Annotated in this window: 15 protein-coding genes; 9 read left to right on the top strand and 6 right to left on the bottom strand. The window is 65.8% G+C overall.

The window, feature by feature from the left end:
• Window positions 1-26: 26 nt before the first annotated feature.
• Window positions 27-359 carry a DUF4333 domain-containing protein gene (locus tag H276_RS0110380; RefSeq protein ID WP_019971245.1) on the top strand — a complete coding sequence of 111 codons (333 nt, stop codon included), beginning with the start codon at window positions 27-29 and terminating at the stop codon, window positions 357-359.
• 74 nt (window positions 360-433) lie between these two features.
• On the top strand, window positions 434-1,702 hold the full coding sequence (locus tag H276_RS0110375) for a serine hydrolase domain-containing protein (RefSeq protein WP_019971244.1): 1,269 nt from the start codon (window positions 434-436) through the stop codon (window positions 1,700-1,702).
• A gap of 61 nt (window positions 1,703-1,763) precedes the next feature.
• Here H276_RS0110375 and H276_RS0110370 read toward each other — a convergent pair whose 3' ends face one another.
• The gene (locus H276_RS0110370; RefSeq protein WP_026356808.1) at window positions 1,764-2,501 is read right to left on the bottom strand and encodes a hypothetical protein; all 738 of its coding nucleotides are present in this window, start codon (window positions 2,499-2,501) and stop codon (window positions 1,764-1,766) included.
• 45 nt (window positions 2,502-2,546) lie between these two features.
• Window positions 2,547-2,903, bottom strand: coding sequence for a hypothetical protein (locus H276_RS0110365; RefSeq protein ID WP_026356807.1), 357 nt, complete (start codon window positions 2,901-2,903; stop codon window positions 2,547-2,549).
• Between the two features lie 133 nt (window positions 2,904-3,036).
• Here H276_RS0110365 and H276_RS0110360 point away from each other — a divergent pair, with 133 nt between their 5' ends.
• Together H276_RS0110360 and ileS are read left to right on the top strand one after the other, a co-directional pair.
• Complete coding sequence (locus H276_RS0110360; RefSeq protein WP_231376649.1) at window positions 3,037-3,594, top strand: hypothetical protein; 558 nt, start codon at window positions 3,037-3,039, stop codon at window positions 3,592-3,594.
• 304 nt (window positions 3,595-3,898) lie between these two features.
• Window positions 3,899-7,108, top strand: coding sequence for an isoleucine--tRNA ligase (gene ileS, locus H276_RS0110355; protein WP_026356806.1), 3,210 nt, complete (start codon window positions 3,899-3,901; stop codon window positions 7,106-7,108).
• A gap of 77 nt (window positions 7,109-7,185) precedes the next feature.
• Here the strand turns inward: ileS and H276_RS0110350 are convergent, their stop codons facing one another.
• A complete protein-coding gene (locus tag H276_RS0110350) occupies window positions 7,186-7,404 on the bottom strand; it encodes an RNA-binding S4 domain-containing protein (protein ID WP_019971239.1) in 219 nt (72 codons plus the stop codon).
• 33 nt (window positions 7,405-7,437) lie between these two features.
• Here H276_RS0110350 and H276_RS0110345 point away from each other — a divergent pair, with 33 nt between their 5' ends.
• Entirely contained in the window at window positions 7,438-8,802 is a 1,365-nt protein-coding gene (locus tag H276_RS0110345) for a DNA polymerase IV (protein ID WP_019971238.1), read from the top strand.
• A gap of 20 nt (window positions 8,803-8,822) precedes the next feature.
• On the opposite strand, the gene H276_RS0110340 is transcribed toward H276_RS0110345, so the two are convergent.
• Together H276_RS0110340 and H276_RS0110335 are read right to left on the bottom strand one after the other, a co-directional pair.
• Window positions 8,823-9,290: a hypothetical protein gene (locus tag H276_RS0110340; protein ID WP_026356805.1), complete on the bottom strand. Its 468-nt coding sequence runs from the start codon at window positions 9,288-9,290 to the stop codon at window positions 8,823-8,825.
• A 22-nt stretch (window positions 9,291-9,312) separates the two neighbouring features.
• Window positions 9,313-10,260, bottom strand: coding sequence for an asparaginase (locus tag H276_RS0110335; RefSeq protein WP_019971236.1), 948 nt, complete (start codon window positions 10,258-10,260; stop codon window positions 9,313-9,315).
• A gap of 42 nt (window positions 10,261-10,302) precedes the next feature.
• Here H276_RS0110335 and lspA point away from each other — a divergent pair, with 42 nt between their 5' ends.
• The 4 genes from lspA (at window position 10,303) to dnaE (ending at window position 16,543) form a co-directional block, all read left to right on the top strand.
• Window positions 10,303-11,016, top strand: a complete 714-nt coding sequence (gene lspA, locus H276_RS0110330) for a signal peptidase II (protein ID WP_019971235.1) — start codon at window positions 10,303-10,305, stop codon at window positions 11,014-11,016.
• Complete coding sequence (locus tag H276_RS0110325; RefSeq protein ID WP_019971234.1) at window positions 11,016-11,939, top strand: RluA family pseudouridine synthase; 924 nt, start codon at window positions 11,016-11,018, stop codon at window positions 11,937-11,939. Before lspA ends, H276_RS0110325 begins: the two co-directional genes overlap by 1 nt.
• A 26-nt stretch (window positions 11,940-11,965) precedes the next feature.
• Window positions 11,966-12,865 carry an EamA family transporter RarD gene (gene rarD, locus H276_RS0110320; protein WP_019971233.1) on the top strand — a complete coding sequence of 300 codons (900 nt, stop codon included), beginning with the start codon at window positions 11,966-11,968 and terminating at the stop codon, window positions 12,863-12,865.
• Between the two features lie 120 nt (window positions 12,866-12,985).
• The gene (gene dnaE / locus H276_RS0110315; protein ID WP_026356802.1) at window positions 12,986-16,543 is read left to right on the top strand and encodes a DNA polymerase III subunit alpha; all 3,558 of its coding nucleotides are present in this window, start codon (window positions 12,986-12,988) and stop codon (window positions 16,541-16,543) included.
• On the opposite strand, the gene H276_RS0110310 is transcribed toward dnaE, so the two are convergent.
• Window positions 16,540-17,373 (bottom strand): class I SAM-dependent methyltransferase, encoded by an 834-nt coding sequence (locus tag H276_RS0110310; RefSeq protein WP_019971231.1) that lies wholly within the window; start codon window positions 17,371-17,373, stop codon window positions 16,540-16,542. The two genes, dnaE and H276_RS0110310, sit on opposite strands and share 4 nt — an antisense overlap.
• Window positions 17,374-17,397: the final 24 nt, after the last annotated feature.

The following is a 17,397-nucleotide window of genomic DNA, read 5'->3' as shown; positions in this document are numbered from 1 at the left end:
AAGGCGGGTCGAACCGAATGTCACCTGTGAACACCACGTTGCGCAGGCTTGTCGCCGGTGGCGCAGTGGCTGGTGTGTTGCTCACCGGATGCAGCGGTCACTCGGAAAGCGGTAGCCAGCCCGCGCTTTCCAAAGCCCAGCTGCAGTCAGAGGCCAAGGAGAAGCTGGAGGCCGCGGCGAAGCGCAAGGCCAAGGCGGTCACATGTGAGAACGGTATCGCCGGCAAAGTGGGTGCAACTCAGCATTGCGTGCTGACCGCCACCAATGGCACCAAGTATGGCGTTACCGCGACCGTCAAGGCTGTGAAGAACGGCGCGCTGAATATCGACTACAAGGTCGATGACAAGCCGATGCGGTGACGTTAGGGCCGAGCGGCGTTAACAGATCGGTAACTCGGCAGTAGTTAGCCGGGGTTGCAGGTAAATTCGATGTTGTGTCGGACAGTGATTGTCGGGATCGCGGCGTCGCGCTCCCGCACGGCGTCCAGGGTGCTGCGGACGCCAGTTTCGCCTGCACGGTGCGAGCCTTCTCGGAGCTGTTCCCGGGCCGCCGGTTCGGCGGCGGCGCTCTGGCTGTCGTCCAGGACGGCCAGCCTGTCGTCGACGTGTGGACCGGATTCTCCGACCGCGCCGGCACCGAATTCTGGACGGCCGATACCGGTGCGATGGTGTTCTCCGCGACCAAAGGCATGGCATCGACTGTCATCCACCGCCTGGTCGACCGCGGCCTGCTCGACTATGACGCGCCAGTGTGCGCCTATTGGCCGGAGTTCGGCGACAATGGCAAGGCCGGGATCACGGTCCGCCAGGTCATGGCACATCGCGCCGGCTTGTCACAGCTCAACGGGGTGAGCCTGGCTGAGCTGCTGGATCCCCGGTTGATGGAGGAGCGCATCGCGTCCGCGCCGGTGAGTCCGTCGTTGTTCGACAAACCGGCCTACCACGCGCTTACCTACGGGTGGCTGTTGTCCGGTTTGACGCGTGCCGTGACGGGTCAGGGCATGCGAGAGCTGATCCGCACCGAGCTGGCCGAACCTCTGGGTACCGACGGCCTGTACCTCGGTCGGCCTCCTGACTGCGCGCCGACCCGCCCGGCGCAGATCCTGGCGCCACAGCGGCTGTGGCCCAACCATGTTTTCGATTTCCTCGCACCCAAACTGGCCCGGTTGAACCGCTCGGGCGTGTTCGGGTCGATGTATGTGCCAGGCGTGATGTCACTGATCCGAGGGGACACGCCGTTCCTGGACAGCGAGATCCCCGCCGCCAACGGTGTCGCGACCGCGCGCGGGCTGGCGCGGATGTACGGCGCGATCGCCAATGGCGGCCGGTTCGAGGGCGTCGAGTTTCTGTCCGCGGAAACTGTCGCAGGCTTCAGCGGGCCGGCAGCACTGCGGCGCGATCGCAATCTGGTTGTGCCGGTGTCCTTCCACCTCGGATACCACTCCGTGCCGTTCGGCATCATGCCCGGTTTCGGCCACCTCGGAATGGGTGGCTCTTTCGGCTGGGCAGACCCGGCCAGTGGCCTTGCGATCGGTTTTGTGCACAACCGGCTGATCACGCCGATGATGCTCGACATGACGGCTTTCGTCGCCCTCAACGCCGTCATCCGCAAGGACGTCGCCAGTGCTCGCCGGCGCGGCTACCAGTCCGTGGCCGACCTCGGCGCCGCTCCCTTTGAGCTGCCCAAGCCGGTCGCCGGCTAGTTAGCCGTCGAAAGGCCGGGTTCCGCGGGCGCCCGCCAGCCGCTGATGATCGCGACGTCGATCAAAACTCAGCACTGGCTGTACGTCCACGCGTCTTGATACGCCACGAGTGTGCCGAGGCGAGCGCGAACACCGCACCGCACACGCAGGCGAACAGCCAGACGAATTTGCCGTTCTCCCAGGGCTGCAGCACCGGGAAGCATGCAGTCGTGATGCGCACCGCGCAGGCCAGGATGCCACTGACCGAGGCGATCAGATAGATGTTGGCGATCCGTCGGGACCGCGGATCCCTGCGCAGCACCAGCATCGCCCGCACGCCGTAGAGCAGTAGATACGTCAGGGTGCCGCACAGCAGGATCCAGTAGGCGCTGAGCCAGAAGTCCGTTGGCACCGTGAAGAAGTCGGGGCGGTAGACCTTTGCGCCGTTGCCCAGCGAGAACGTCGCGAGCAGCAGCGGGATACACAGTGTGGCGGGCCGCTCGATGTACTGCTTGAACGAGTGCTGCATCGCTTCGTCGTCCTGCAACCGGCCGAGAGCGTTGTAGACGATCGCCGACGCGGCCACGATGTAGCAGTCGTGACCGATGTAGTCCTCGACGTTCCACTTGCCGGTCAGATCGTGTAGCAGGCGGCCGAGGGTTTCCGAGGCCAGCGGCGACATGAGCAGCACCGCGAGGCCCTGCAGGGCGATGTTGAGGGTGGCGGCGACCTCCCACCGGCACGACCAGGTGACGCGCCGGATCCACAAGCTCCATGCGATGCACCCGAGGGTGATCGTTATGAGTATGCCTACTGACATGGGCAAGTCGCTTCGACGAGAATTGACAGATTGCTGATTGTATGGCTAGAGCGGCGGCGCGTCGGTTCGTGGCGCTAATTCAGATAACTTTGCCGGACGTACTCTCCGCGTCCTGGTGTCGGTCGGCGCCACGGTCACGGGTGCCGATTCCAGGTAATGCCGGACCTCCTGACGACTCATCAGACCGAACCTGATCTGCAGATCGGGGTAGCTCAGCCCGATTCGGTCCGCGACCTGTCTGAGCTCCTCGGCATTGGGATAGTCGGGCTCTTTGATGCGCCGATAGTAGGTGCTGCTGGAAATCCCGAGCGCGGTATAGATGGCTTTGGCATCGATCTCGCCGTCGAGCAGGTAGTCCAGCAGCGCCTTGAGTTGTCTGCCATTCTCATCGGTGCGGGGCATCACCACACGATAACCCCGACTGCCGACGGGCAGCACGGATCGGTTTGCTCACAGCCATTTCCTTATTGACATCTCTGTCAGACTTTTGGCACTACTCTCCCAACTTTGGGACGGCGTGGATACCGTGGTCCGCATGGTTGCTCTGCTGTTGCAGTCCGGTACCACGTGCTGGTTCTGCGACTACCCCACTGCTACTGCGCCGGTCGAGTCCGACATGGCGATGGTGACAAGCGTGTTGGATGAGGTCCTCAGCGCCGAACTGGCAGGCGCGCGGGTGGCCATGGGCAGCAGCGCGGAGGAGATCCTGCTGGCCGCCTTGGGTCGGGCTGTCGCGCGCGCCATCGGCGACGGCGTCCTCGATGTCGAGGTCGGCGGTGCGCAGGCACGTCGAGCATCGGTGGCCTGCAGCTCGCGTCGGAGCCTGTCCGGGCATGACCTGTTGGCGACGGTCAGGGTGCCTGTCGAACGTCTCGACCACCCTGCCGGCGCGGAAGTGTACTTCCGGTACGACGCCGACGGGCGTGGGTCGGCAGCACCCGCTGAATGTTTGCTGGCGTTGCACCTGCACGGCGATTCTGCGGCGGGATTGCAGCTCGATTGGCGGTATGACAGCCGCGGTTTCGACTGTGCCACGGTGGCCGAGTTGGCTGAGCAGTTCCCGCTCGCGCTGATCGAAGTGACCTCCGGATAGCCTGCAGCCGGTTCCACGGGCGGTCGCGATTTGCACCGCTCATTAGACTGCTTGAATCGGCGTCGATCCGGCCATCACCGGGGAGCCTCCGGAAGAACGGCTGCGCGGGTTTCTTCAGAACGCGGCCCAGTAGAACCGGGCGGGTGGGCCCGTCATCGCCCGATAGTTGAGCGGCGTGTGGTTTCCACACGCAAGCGGGGTGGTACCGCGGCGCTCGCGTACCTGCGCGACGTCGTCCCCGTGCCTTTGAACGATGTTCGAGCTTCCGAGATGGAGGCCCCGACACAGGCACAGGAGACGAGACGTGAGCGCCTATCCCAGGCCCGCCGCACCGAATTTCCCGGAGCGCGAACTTGAGGTGCTGGATTACTGGGCCGGCGACGACACCTTCCGGGCCAGCGTGGCCCGTCGTCAGGACGCTCCGGAGTACGTGTTCTACGACGGCCCTCCGTTCGCCAACGGCCTGCCCCACTACGGCCACCTGCTCACCGGATACGTCAAGGACATCGTGCCGCGCTACCGCACGATGCGGGGTTACAAGGTGGAGCGCCGGTTCGGGTGGGACACCCACGGGCTGCCCGCCGAACTCGAGGTGCAACGCCAGCTCGGCATCACCGACAAGGCGCAGATCGAAGAGATGGGCATCGAGAAGTTCAACGATGCCTGCCGCGCCTCGGTGCTCAAGTACACCGACGAGTGGCAGGCCTACGTCACCCGCCAGGCCCGCTGGGTCGACTTCGACAACGACTACAAGACCTTGGATCCGACGTTCATGGAGTCCGTGATCTGGGCGTTCAAGCAGCTGTGGGACAAGGGTCTGGCCTACGAGGGCAATCGGGTCCTGCCGTACTGCTGGAACGACGAGACCCCGCTGTCCAGCCATGAGCTGCGGATGGACGACGACGTCTACCAGAGCCGTCAGGATCCGGCCGTGACGGTCGGATTCACCGTTACCGAGGGTGCGCTGAAGGGTGCCCATCTGTTGATCTGGACGACGACGCCGTGGACACTGCCATCCAACCAAGCCGTCGCCGTCAACCCCGACATCGACTACGTCTTGGTGCAGGGCCCAGACGGGCGGCGTTATGTGCTGGCCGAGGCTCGACTTGCCGCCTACGCACGCGAGCTCGGCGAGGAGCCGGAGGTGCTCGGCGCGTATACCGGCAGAGATCTGCTGGGTACGCAGTACCTGCCGCCGTTTCCGTACTTCATGGGATCGCCCAACGCTTTTCAGGTGCTGGCTGCTGACTTCGTCAGCATCGAGGACGGCACCGGCATCGTGCATATGGCTCCGGCCTACGGTGAGGACGACAAGGCCACGGCCGATGCCGCCGATATCGTCGCCGTCACGCCCGTCGACTCCAAGGGCCGCTTCGACGAAACGGTGCCGGACTACGCGGGTCAGCATGTGTTCGAGGCGAATTCGCAGATCATTCGCGACCTCAAGAACGGTGACGGTTCAGCCCGCGCGAACGGCGCGGTGCTGTTGCGCCACGAAACGTACGAGCACTCCTATCCGCACTGTTGGCGGTGCCGGAACCCGCTGATCTACCGCGCGGTGTCGTCCTGGTTCGTCCGGGTCACCGAGTTCCGTGACCGGATGGTCGAGCTGAACCAGCAGATCACCTGGTACCCGGAGCATGTGAAGGACGGCCAGTTCGGCAAGTGGCTGCAGGGCGCCCGGGACTGGTCGATCTCACGAAACCGCTACTGGGGCACGCCGATTCCGGTGTGGAAGTCCGATGATCCCACGTACCCGCGGATCGATGTCTACGGTAGCCTCGACGAGCTGGAGCGCGATTTCGGCGTGCGGCCGACCGATCTGCACCGGCCGTTCATCGACGAGCTGACGAGACCGAATCCCGATGACCCGACCGGTAAGTCCACGATGCGCCGTATCGAGGACGTGTTCGACGTGTGGTTTGACTCCGGGTCGATGCCGTACGCCCAGGTGCACTATCCGTTCGAGAACCGCGAATGGTTCCTCGGTGGGGCGGCCGGCGAAGACGCTCACTTCCCCGGCGACTTCATCGTCGAGTACATCGGCCAGACCCGCGGCTGGTTCTACACCATGCACGTGTTGGCCACCGCGCTGTTCGACAAGCCGGCATTCAAAACCTGTGTGGCACACGGGATCGTGCTGGGCAACGACGGGCAGAAGATGAGCAAGTCGCTGCGCAACTACCCCGATGTCAGCGAGGTGTTCGACCGCGACGGTTCCGATGCCATGCGGTGGTTCCTGATGGCGTCGCCGATCCTGCGCGGCGGCAACCTCATCGTCACTGAGCAGGGCATCCGCGAGGGCGTGCGCCAGGTGCTGCTGCCACTGTGGAATGCCTACAGCTTCCTGGCCCTGTATGCGCCCGAGAAGGGCAGGTGGCGCACCGATTCGGCGAACGTGCTGGATCGCTACATCCTGGCCAAGCTGGCGCAGTTGCGCGACGATCTGACCGCGTCGCTGGATGTCTGCGACATCTCGGGCGCCTGTGACGAACTGCGGCAGTTCACCGAGGCGTTGACGAACTGGTATGTGCGCCGGTCGCGTTCGCGGTTCTGGGAAGAGGACGCCGACGCCATCGATACCCTGCACACCGTGCTCGAGGTGACCGGTCGGCTCGCCGCACCGCTGCTGCCGTTGGCCACCGAGGTGATCTGGCGCGGGCTGACCGGTGAGCGGTCGGTGCACCTGACCGATTGGCCGGAAGCCGGTCTGCTGCCGAAGGACCCCGACCTGGTCGCGGCGATGGACCAGGTGCGTGAGGTGTGCTCGGTGGGCTCCTCGCTGCGTAAGGCCAAGAAACTGCGGGTACGCCTACCGCTGCCGAAACTGACTGTGGCCGTGGACAGTCCGTCCTCGATCACCCCGTTCGCCGACCTGATCGCCGACGAGCTCAACGTCAAGGCTGTCGAGCTGACCGACGACATCGCCGCCTACGGTGAGTTCGAACTCGCCGTCAACGCCCGGGTCGCCGGACCGCGCATCGGCAAGGACGTGCAGGCGGCCATCAAGGCTGTCAAGTCGGGCGAGGGTGTGGTCAACCCTGACGGCACGCTGACTGCCGGACCGGTGGTGCTGCGGCCCGAGGAGTACACCTCCAAGCTCGTCGCGGCGGATCCCGAATCGACCGCGGCGCTGCCCGACGGTGCCGGGCTGGTGGTGCTCGACGGCACGGTCACCGAGGAACTCGAGGCCGAGGGCTGGGCTCGTGACATCATTCGTGAGCTCCAAGAGTTCCGTCGACAGGGTGGCCTTGAGGTGGGTGACCGAGTACGGCTGCGCCTCACGGTTCCCGAGTTACCTGGGGGATGGAAGGACGATTTCGAGACCCTCATCGGTAGAGAGCTTCTCGCACTGGATTTCCAGATCGAAACTGATCCGTCCGTCAAGCTGCGTGAAGATCTGTTCCCTGACCGGGACGCCCAAGGAGGCAGCGTGGGTACGGCCGGCAACACCCTTACCGGATCTGTCGGCCGCGGCTATCCCGTCGAGATGACCCGACTGACAACGCCTTGATCAGTCGAGTGTGAACTTGTGTGCGAGATTTTCCACTTTTTGGCGCACAAGTTCACACTCGGCGAACGAGACGAGAGTCAGCCTTTCGCGACGCGCGCCGCGCGCCCGCCGAGCGACACGGTGTCGCCGGGTCGCAGCTGGCGGCCGCGTCGGACCTCGACGTCACCGTTGACCGTGACAAGCCCGTCGGCGATCACCGCTTTCGCGTCGGCTCCCGTGTCGATCAGCGAGGCCAGCTTGAGGAACTGGCCGAGGCGGATCGACTCGTCACGGATCGGGACGTCATCGGATGCCATGCCGGTCAGGGTAGCGCCATAGCATCGACAGGTATGGCAGGCAGCGGGTCCCGGAAGGGCGGACGCTGGGTCCTGCATCTCGACATGGATGCTTTCTTCGCGTCCGTGGAGCAGCTCACCCGGCCGACCCTGCGCGGGCGACCGGTGCTGGTCGGTGGGTTGGGCGGGCGCGGCGTGGTGGCCGGCGCAAGTTATGAGGCGCGGCGTTTCGGCGCCCGTTCGGCGATGCCGATGCACCAGGCCCGCAGGCTGGTCGGGGCACCGGCGGTGGTGCTTCCGCCGCGCGGCGCGGTGTACAGAGTCGCCAGCCGCCGAGCGCTCGACACCGTCCGCAGTGTGGTCCCGGTGTTGGAACAGCTGTCGTTCGACGAAGCCTTCGGCGAACCCGCCGAGCTTGCCGGTGCGTCGGCGGCCGAGGTGGAGGCGTTCTGCCAGCAGTTACGAGCCAAGGTGCGTGAGCGCACCGGGCTGGTGGCGTCGGTCGGTGCTGGTTCGGGCAAGCAGATCGCCAAGATCGCGTCGGGCCTGGCCAAACCAGACGGGGTGCGGGTGGTACGGCGTGACGAGGAAAGGGTGTTGCTCGACGGGTTGCCGGTGCGGCGACTGTGGGGGATCGGCCCGGTGGCCGAGGAGAAGCTGCACCGGCTGGGCATTGAGACCGTCGGCGCGTTCGCGGCGCTGTCAGATACCGAGGTGGCCAGTGTGCTCGGCGCGACGGTCGGACCAGCCCTGCATCAGCTGGCCCGCGGCATCGATGACCGTCCGGTGAGCGAACGCGCCGAAGCCAAACAGATCAGTGCCGAGTCGACGTTTCCCGAGGACCTCACCACGCTGGGCCAGTTGCAGGACGCCATCGGCCCGATCGGTGAGCATGCACACCAACGCCTGGAGAAGGATGGTCGCGGCGCTCGTACCGTCACGGTCAAACTCAAGAGGTCGGACATGAGCACGCTGACGCGCTCGGCGACCCTGGCCTATGCCACCACCGAGGCCGCCACCCTCATCGGTACTGCGCGCCGACTACTTCTCGATCCGGTCGAGGTCGGGCCGATTCGCCTGGTCGGCGTGGGATTTTCGGGTTTGTCCGATACGCGCCAGGAGTCGTTGTTCCCGGATCTGGAGCAGCCGCAGGAAGTTTGGGGCACTCACCAGTCCGGCGACACCGCTCCTGTCGCGGCGACCGTGTGGCGCATCGGCGACGACGTGGTACACCCCGACTACGGCTTTGGTTGGATTCAGGGTGCCGGGCACGGTGTGATGACCGTCCGGTTCGAAACGCGGGCGTCGGGGCCGGGACCGACCCGCACCTTCGCCGAGGACACGCCTGGGATCACCCGGGCCGACCCGGTTGACAGCCTGGCGTGGGCCGACTACCTCGAGGGGCTCGGGCGGACGTGAGGAGCAAAATTGGCACCGGACTACCAGAGCACGCCGTAGGTGGCAGACAGGATGAAACCATGCTCGCCGTAGGTCTTGCAGGTCACCGCGCCCTGATATCCGACGCCGCAACTGGCTCCCCAGTTCTCCAGTCGTTGCCCTTCGGGTAGAACGTCGACATCGCGCGTGAATCTGGCGTTGTCGGAGTGCTCGTAGTCCGCAGGCCCCCAGCTATTGACCACGGTCTGGTTGGTTCCCGCCGGCGCGTCGGTCGGCACGGCGTCACAGCCCACGGGGCCGCCGTTGGGGCCGATGCCACAGTGTCTGCCGTCAGGGGTTTTGAAGAACACCCAGTAGAAGTCGCCGGGCGCGGCCGACGAGAACGAGCCTTGAGCGGTGGGGTAGCCGTCGATGTCGTCGGCACCGGGTGGCGGTTGGGCGCCTGCGGGCGGCGCGACCGCCAAGGCCAGCACGCCGGCCGCGACAGCCGTAGCTAAGCGGTACAGCATGTATTCCATTGAACCGGAGCAGTCAACCCCATTGGCCGACGATGCCGCGCACCGGTTGCCCCGAGGCGATGGCCGCCATCAGCAATACCCGAGCCTGGCCGGGACGCAGGCTCGGTACCAGTACCGCGCCTGCGTCGAGAAGGCGTTGACCAGGTCCGTAATCGGGCCTGACCGGCCCGTGAGGTACCCGGGTGGACACCGCAACCGGCACGCCGGCGGCGGTGTGCCTGCGTACGCCGTCGATGATCGGCTCACCCGCGTTGCCCGAGCCCATGGCCTCCAGCACGATCCCGCGCGCCCCGGCGGCGACGCAGGCGTCCATGGCGACAGCGTCGCTGCCCGGGTAGGCCGCGATGATGTCGACCCGGGGCGCGATCGTGGCGGCCAGCCCACCCAGCTGGGGTCGCACCTTGGCTAAGCCGGGCTCGAACATCCCCGCGGTGACCGCGCCCACCGCGGTACCCGCAAACCCTGCGAGGTTCACGGTGGAGTCCTTCCGCAGCCCGAGTGGTTGCCACACTGTGCCGGCGAACGTGACCAGGACGCCGAGGTCACGGGTCTGCGGGCTGGCCGCCACCGCGAGCGCATCGTGTAGGTTGGCGGGCCCGTCGGCGTCCGGCGCGTCGGAACTGCGCTGAGCGCCGGTAAGAACCACCGGCACGGCCCCGGCATAGGTCAGCTCAAGCCACAGCGCGGTTTCCTCCATGGTGTCGGTCCCATGGGTGATCACCACACCGTCGGAACTGCTCGCCGCCAACTCGACTGAAGCCCGGATCCGGTCCCAGTCAGCCGGTGTCATCATGGCGCTGTCCATGGCCAGCAGATCGATGATCTCGATATCGGCGGCGACGTCGAGGTCCGCGGTCAGGTCGGTCCCGGTCCGGGTGGGGCGCCGTACCCCGGCGCCGTCGGTGCTCGTGGCGATGGTCCCGCCGGTGGTGATGACGGTCAGAGTCACGGGCTTGTGCACGGCTGAGATTGTCGCGCATCGACACTTTGGGATGATGGGGGAGTGACTGAGGAAACCCCCACCCCGGCGGAGCCGGTGACCGAGGCTTCCGGGGACACCGCGTCCCCTGCCCCGCCCCGACGCCGACTGCCCCTGCTGCTGACCGTTGCCGGGGTCGTGCTGTTCCTCGACGTCGTGACCAAAGTGCTCGCAGTGCGGCTGTTGACGCCTGGCCAGCCGGTCTCGATCATCGGGGACACGGTGACCTGGACGCTGGTCCGCAACTCCGGCGCCGCATTCTCCATGGCGACCAGTTACACGTGGCTGTTGACGCTGATTGCCACCGGGGTCGTCATCGGCATCATCTGGATGGGACGTCGCCTGGTCTCGCCGTGGTGGGCGATCGGGCTCGGCATGATCCTCGGCGGTGCCATGGGCAACCTGGTGGACCGGTTCTTCCGGTCGCCAGGGCCGCTGCGTGGCCACGTGGTCGACTTCTTCTCCGTCGGTTGGTGGCCGGTGTTCAACGTGGCCGACCCTTCCGTGGTGGGCGGTGCGATCCTGCTGGTGGCGTTGTCGTTGTTCGGCTTCGACTTCGATACCGTCGGCCGGCGTCAGCCCGACGAGCAACCGGATGAGGCGCCGGCGAAGGCGGCGCCCGAGAAGACCGATACTGCCGAGGCCGACACTGCGCAGCCTGAGAAAGCCGGCGACCAGGTCGCACAGGATCCGGCCGACGAGTCGAGCCCGGTCGGCCGCCAGGCCGATCCGTCATAGTGGCCACGCGGTCGATGCCGGTCCCCGAGGGGCTGGCTGGTATGCGGGTCGACGCCGGGTTGGCGCGGCTACTCGGGCTGTCACGGACCGCCGTGGCGGCACTGGCCGAGGACGGTGGCGTCGACCTCGACGGCGCGCCGGCAGCCAAGTCAGACAAGCTGGTCGCCGGGGCCTGGCTGGAGGTGCGGCTGCCCGAGTCTCCAGCGCAGGTCGAGAACACCCCCGTCGACATCGAGGGCATGACCATCCTCTACTCCGATGACGACGTCGTCGCGGTGGACAAGCCGCCGGGCGTCGCTGCGCATGCCACGGTCGGCTGGCACGGTCCGACGGTGCTGGGCGGGTTGGCGGCCGCGGGCTTCCGGATCAGCACGTCGGGTATCCACGAGCGACAGGGCATCGTGCAACGCCTGGACGTCGGCACCTCGGGGGTCATGGTGGTGGCGCGTTCGGAGCGCGCCTACACCGCACTCAAGCGGGCATTCAAGCAGCGCACCGTCGACAAGCGGTACCACGCGCTGGTGCAGGGGCACCCCGACCCGTCGAGCGGCACCATCGACGCGCCGATCGGCAGGCACCGGGGCCACGACTGGAAGTTCGCGGTGGTCGAGGACGGCCGCCACAGCGTCACCCACTACGACACGATCGAGGCCTTCCAGGCCGCAAGCCTGGTCGACATCGCCCTGGAAACCGGCCGCACCCATCAGATCCGGGTCCATTTCGCGGCACTGCACCATCCGTGCTGCGGTGACCTCACCTACGGCGCCGATCCGACGCTGGCGAAGCGGCTCAAACTCGAACGCCAGTGGCTGCATGCCCGGTCGCTGGCCTTCGCGCACCCGGCCGACGGCCGCCGCATCGAGATCACCAGTCCGTATCCGGCAGACCTGCAGCATGCCCTCGATGTGCTCCGCCAGCACTGACCGTGAGTGACGCGCGCCGGACCGGAGTGCTCTACGGCGCAACCGCCTACATCTGGTGGGGCCTGTGCCCCGGGTTCTTCCTGCTCCTGCTGCCGGCCGGAGCGCTCGAGGTGCTCGCGCACCGCATCGTCTGGAGCGCGGTGTTCCTGCTCCTGGTGCTGGCTGTCGCGCGTCGGCTCGGCGATCTGCGGAAGCTGAGCCTGCGCACCTGGCTGCAACTGCTGGCTGCGGCGGCGCTCATCTCCGTGAACTGGGGCACCTACATATACGCGGTCACCAACGGCCACGTCGTCGACGCCGCGCTCGGGTACTTCATCAACCCACTCGTGACCGTCGCACTCGGGGTCGCGGTGTTCCGTGAACGCATCAACCGCTGGCAGGCGGTGGCCCTGGCCATCGCCGTAGCCGCGGTCGCGGTGCTGACCGCGCAGGTCGGTGCGCCGCCGTACATCGCCGCCGTGCTGGCCGTGTCGTTCGCCGTCTACGGACTGGTCAAGAAGGTGGTGGCGGCCGATCCACGGGTCAGTGTGGCGGTCGAGACGTTGCTGGCGCTGCCGCTGGCCGCGGGATACCTGATCACTCTCGGTGTGCTCGGGCACGGGCATTTCCTCAACAGCGGCGCCCGGCACGCGGCCCTGTTGTTGCTGGCCGGCCCGGTCACGGCGATCCCGCTGTTGCTGTTCGCTGCCGCGGCGCAACGACTCCCGCTGGTCACCCTGGGGCTGCTGTTCTATCTCAACCCGGCTCTGCAGATGGCGTGGGGTGTGTTCATCGGACATGAACCGATGCCGTTGGGCCGGTGGGTCGGGTTCGCGCTGATCTGGCTGGCGCTGATCATCATGACCCTCGGGGCGATCGGGAGGAAAACTCCGGAGCCCTTTTCAGGGTCTGTCGATCGAATCGAACCGGAATCGTCGTCACTGTGACAGCCCGAGACAAACACCGGGTTGCCGGACGGAGATGAGCGGGCCTACTGAGCTGTGGCTGGGGACACGCTCGGCGACACGCTCGGATGTGTCGGTGGGCCGCAATAGACTGGCCACCCTATGAGCGGTTCATCTTCGGGGTCTTCAGGATCCTTTGTGCACTTGCACAACCACACCGAGTACTCGATGCTGGACGGCGCCGCGAAGATCACTCCGATGCTCGCCGAGGCGCAGCGGCTGGGTATGCCCGCGATCGGCATGACCGACCACGGCAACATGTTCGGCGCCAGCGAGTTCTACAACTCGGCGACCAAGGCCGGCATCAAACCGATCATCGGCGTCGAGGCGTACATCGCTCCCGCGTCGCGGTTCGACACCAAGCGGGTCCAATGGGGTGACCCGAGTCAGAAGGGCGACGACGTCTCGGGTAGCGGTGCCTACACCCACATGACGATGATGGCCGAGAATGCCACCGGTCTGCGCAACTTGTTCAAGCTCTCGTCGCTGGCGTCCTTCGAAGGTCAGCTCGGCAAATGGTCGCGGATGGACGCCGAGATCATCGCCGAGCATGCCGAGGGCATCATCGCAACCACGGGGTGCCCGTCCGGGGAGGTGCAGACCCGGCTGCGGCTCGGTCATCGGGACGAGGCGCTCGAAGCGGCCGCCAAGTGGCGCGACATTTTCGGCAAGGAGAACTTCTTCCTGGAGCTCATGGACCACGGCCTCGACATCGAGCGTCGCGTCCGGGAGGGCCTCCTGGAGATCGGGCAGAAGCTTGCCATCCCACCGCTGGCCACCAACGACTGTCACTACGTGACGCGCGAGGCGTCGCAGAACCACGAGGCGCTGCTCTGCATCCAGACGGGCAAGACGCTGTCCGACCCGAACCGCTTCAAATTCGATGGTGACGGCTACTACCTCAAATCGGCCGAAGAGATGCGGGCGCTGTGGGACTCGCAGGTGCCCGGCGCGTGCGATTCCACGGTCCTCATCGGCGAGCGGGTCCAGTCCTACGCCGACGTGTGGACCCCGACCGACCGGATGCCGGTGTTCCCGGTTCCCGAAGGCCATGATCAGGCGTCGTGGCTGACCCACGAGGTGACCGCGGGGTTACAGCGGCGATTCCGGGGCGATGCCGTGCCTGCCGAGTACTCGGACCGCGCCGCCTACGAGATCAAGGTCATCTGCGACAAGGGCTTCCCGTCCTACTTTCTCATCGTCGCCGACCTGATTAACTACGCCCGCTCGGTCGACATCAGGGTCGGCCCGGGCCGCGGCTCGGCCGCCGGATCCCTGGTGGCCTATGCGCTCGGTATCACCAATATCGACCCGATCCCGCACGGGCTGCTGTTCGAGCGGTTCCTCAACCCCGAACGTCCGTCGGCCCCCGACATCGACATCGACTTCGACGACCGTCGCCGCGGTGAGATGCTTCGCTATGCGGCCAACAAGTGGGGCAGCGACCGGGTCGCCCAGGTCATCACCTTCGGCACCATCAAAACCAAAGCGGCGCTGAAGGACTCGGCGCGTGTCCACTACGGTCAGCCGGGCTTCGCCATCGCCGATCGGATCACCAAGGCGCTCCCACCGCCGATCATGGCCAAGGACATCCCGCTGTCGGGTATCACCGATCCGAGCCATGAGCGGTACAAGGAAGCCGCCGAAGTCCGCGGCCTGCTCGACACCGATCCGGATGTGCGCACCATCTACGAGACGGCACGCGGCCTTGAGGGCCTGGTCCGCAACGCAGGTGTGCACGCATGCGCGGTGATCATGAGCTCCGAACCGCTCATCGACGCCATTCCGCTGTGGAAGCGGCCCCAGGACGGCGCGGTCATCACCGGTTGGGATTACCCGTCATGCGAGGCCATCGGCCTGCTGAAGATGGACTTCCTGGGCCTGCGGAACCTGACGATCATCGGCGACTGCATCGAGAACATCAAGGCCAACCGCGGTATCGACCTCGACCTCGAAACGCTGCCATTCGACGACCCGGCCGCCTACGAACTGCTCGGCCGCGGTGACACCCTCGGGGTGTTCCAGCTCGACGGTGGTCCGATGCGGGACCTGCTGCGCCGCATGCAGCCCACCGGGTTCAACGACATTGTCGCGGTGCTGGCCCTGTACCGGCCCGGCCCCATGGGCATGAACGCCCACAACGACTACGCCGACCGCAAGAACGGGCGGCAGGCGATCAAACCGATCCACCCCGAACTCGAGGAATCGCTCAAAGACATCCTTTCCGAGACCTACGGCCTGATCGTCTACCAAGAGCAGATCATGTTCATCGCGCAGAAGGTCGCCTCGTACTCGATGGGCAAAGCCGATGCGCTCCGAAAGGCCATGGGTAAGAAGAAGCTTGAGGTGCTCGAGGCCGAGTACAAGGGCTTCAAGGAGGGCATGACCGCCAACGGCTTCTCCGAGGGTGCGGTGAAAGCCTTGTGGGACACCATCCTTCCGTTCGCCGGCTACGCGTTCAACAAATCGCACGCGGCCGGCTACGGCTTGGTGTCCTACTGGACGGCCTATCTCAAGGCGAATTACCCGGCCGAGTACATGGCGGGCCTGCTCACCTCGGTCGGTGACGACAAGGACAAAGCCGCGGTGTATCTCGCGGACTGCCGCAGGCTCGGCATCACGGTGTTGCCGCCCGACGTCAATGAGTCGGTGCAGAACTTCGCCTCGGTGGGAGCCGACATCCGGTTCGGGCTCGGTGCGGTGCGCAACGTCGGCGCGAATGTCGTGTCGTCGCTCGTGAGTACCCGTGCCGAGAAGGGCAAGTACACCGACTTCTCGGACTACCTCAACAAGATCGACATCGCGGCGTGCAACAAGAAGGTCACCGAATCGCTGATCAAGGCCGGCGCGTTCGACTCTCTCGGCCATCCGCGCAAAGGCCTGTTCCTCGTGCACACCGATGCCGTCGATTCGGTGCTCGGTACCAAGAAGGCCGAGGCGATGGGGCAGTTCGACTTGTTCGGTGGCGGTGACGCCGCTGATTCCGGAGACGCCGCGTTCACCATCAAAGTCCCCGACGAGGAGTGGGATGACAAGCACAAGCTGGCGCTCGAACGTGAGATGCTCGGCCTGTACGTGTCCGGCCATCCGCTCAACGGCGTCGCGCATCTGCTGTCCGCCCAGGTCGATGACCAGATCCCGGCGATCCTCGACGGTGACGTCGCCAACGACGCCCAGGTAGTGGTCGGCGGCATCCTGGCCTCGGTCAACCGCCGCGTCAACAAGAACGGATTGCCTTGGGCGTCAGCACAATTGGAAGATCTCACCGGTGGTATCGAGGTGCTGTTCTTCCCGCAGACATATTCGCTGTTCGGTGGCGAGATCGCTGACGACGTGGTGGTGTTGGTCAAGGCCAAAGTTGCTGCGCGTGACGACCGGATCTCGCTCATCGCGCACGAGCTCGTGGTGCCGGATTTCACCAGCGCCCAGGCCGACCGGCCTCTTGCGGTGAGCTTGCCGACCCGGCAGTGCACCATTGACAAGGTCAGTGCGCTCAAGCAAGTGCTGGCCAATCATCCGGGTACAGCCCAGGTGCATCTGCGGCTGATCAGCGGTGAGCGGATCACGACCCTGGAGTTGGATCAGTCGCTGCGGGTGACGCCGTCGTCGGCATTGATGGGTGATCTCAAGGCGCTGTTGGGGCCCGGCTGTCTGGGTTAGAACCGGTAACGCAGGATCCGTCCCTTGCGCGCTGTCGCCTTCGTCTTCCCCATCAGGCGGGTGGCGATTCGCAGCCATCGGGGGAAGAGGTCGACTTCGTCGGCGTGGGTGAGGCTGGCCTCCTCGACGAGGCGCAGCCGCGGATTCCAGGTCTGCGGATGGTGAGCGTCTTTGAATCCGAGGTATCCCCATTGACTACCAACGTCTTTGAACATTTTCTGGGGATAGAACTTGAGTGCTGCGCGGCTGAACCAGCCGATCCCGCCGTAGTCGTTGAAGGCGATCTCGCCAGTGTGGAAGTGCTCGGTGATGCCGCGGAAGATGCCGGCGATCACCGGTTCGGTGAGGAATGCCAACAACCCGTCGGCCACCAGCATGGTGGGCCGATCCGCCGGAATCGTCGCTGCCCAATCAGGGGCGGCCAGCGACGCCGCCACGATGTGTGAGCGTGGATCCGGAGGCAGGAGACCCTCGCGCAAGGCGCTGATGCCCGCGAGGTCGATGTGGTACCAGTCCACGGTCGCCGGCGGCGAGACACGGTATAGGCCACTGTCTAGACCGGCCCCGAGATCGACCACGACGGCGTTCGGATGTGCCGAGGTGAAGGTACGGACCCGGTCGTCGAGCATCTTGGCCCGCAGTGCCGTCTGGCACGCCACGCTGGTCTGAACACCCAGCCCGGCAAAGTCGTAGTCGATATCGTCGACGACCGAATCGGCCAGCGAATCCCCGAGTATCGGGCGCGCCGCGCGATTGTCCAACGCCCGGGCATACAGCGTCAGCAAGGCCGTCTCTTCGACCGGGGTCAGATCGGTGATGACAGTCCTCATAAGTGCGACCGTACACCCCGCCGT

The sequence above is a fragment of the Mycobacterium sp. 141 genome, from assembly GCF_000382405.1.
Taxonomy (GTDB): Bacteria; Actinomycetota; Actinomycetes; order Mycobacteriales; family Mycobacteriaceae; genus Mycobacterium.
This window is presented reverse-complemented; position numbering and strand designations above follow the sequence as displayed.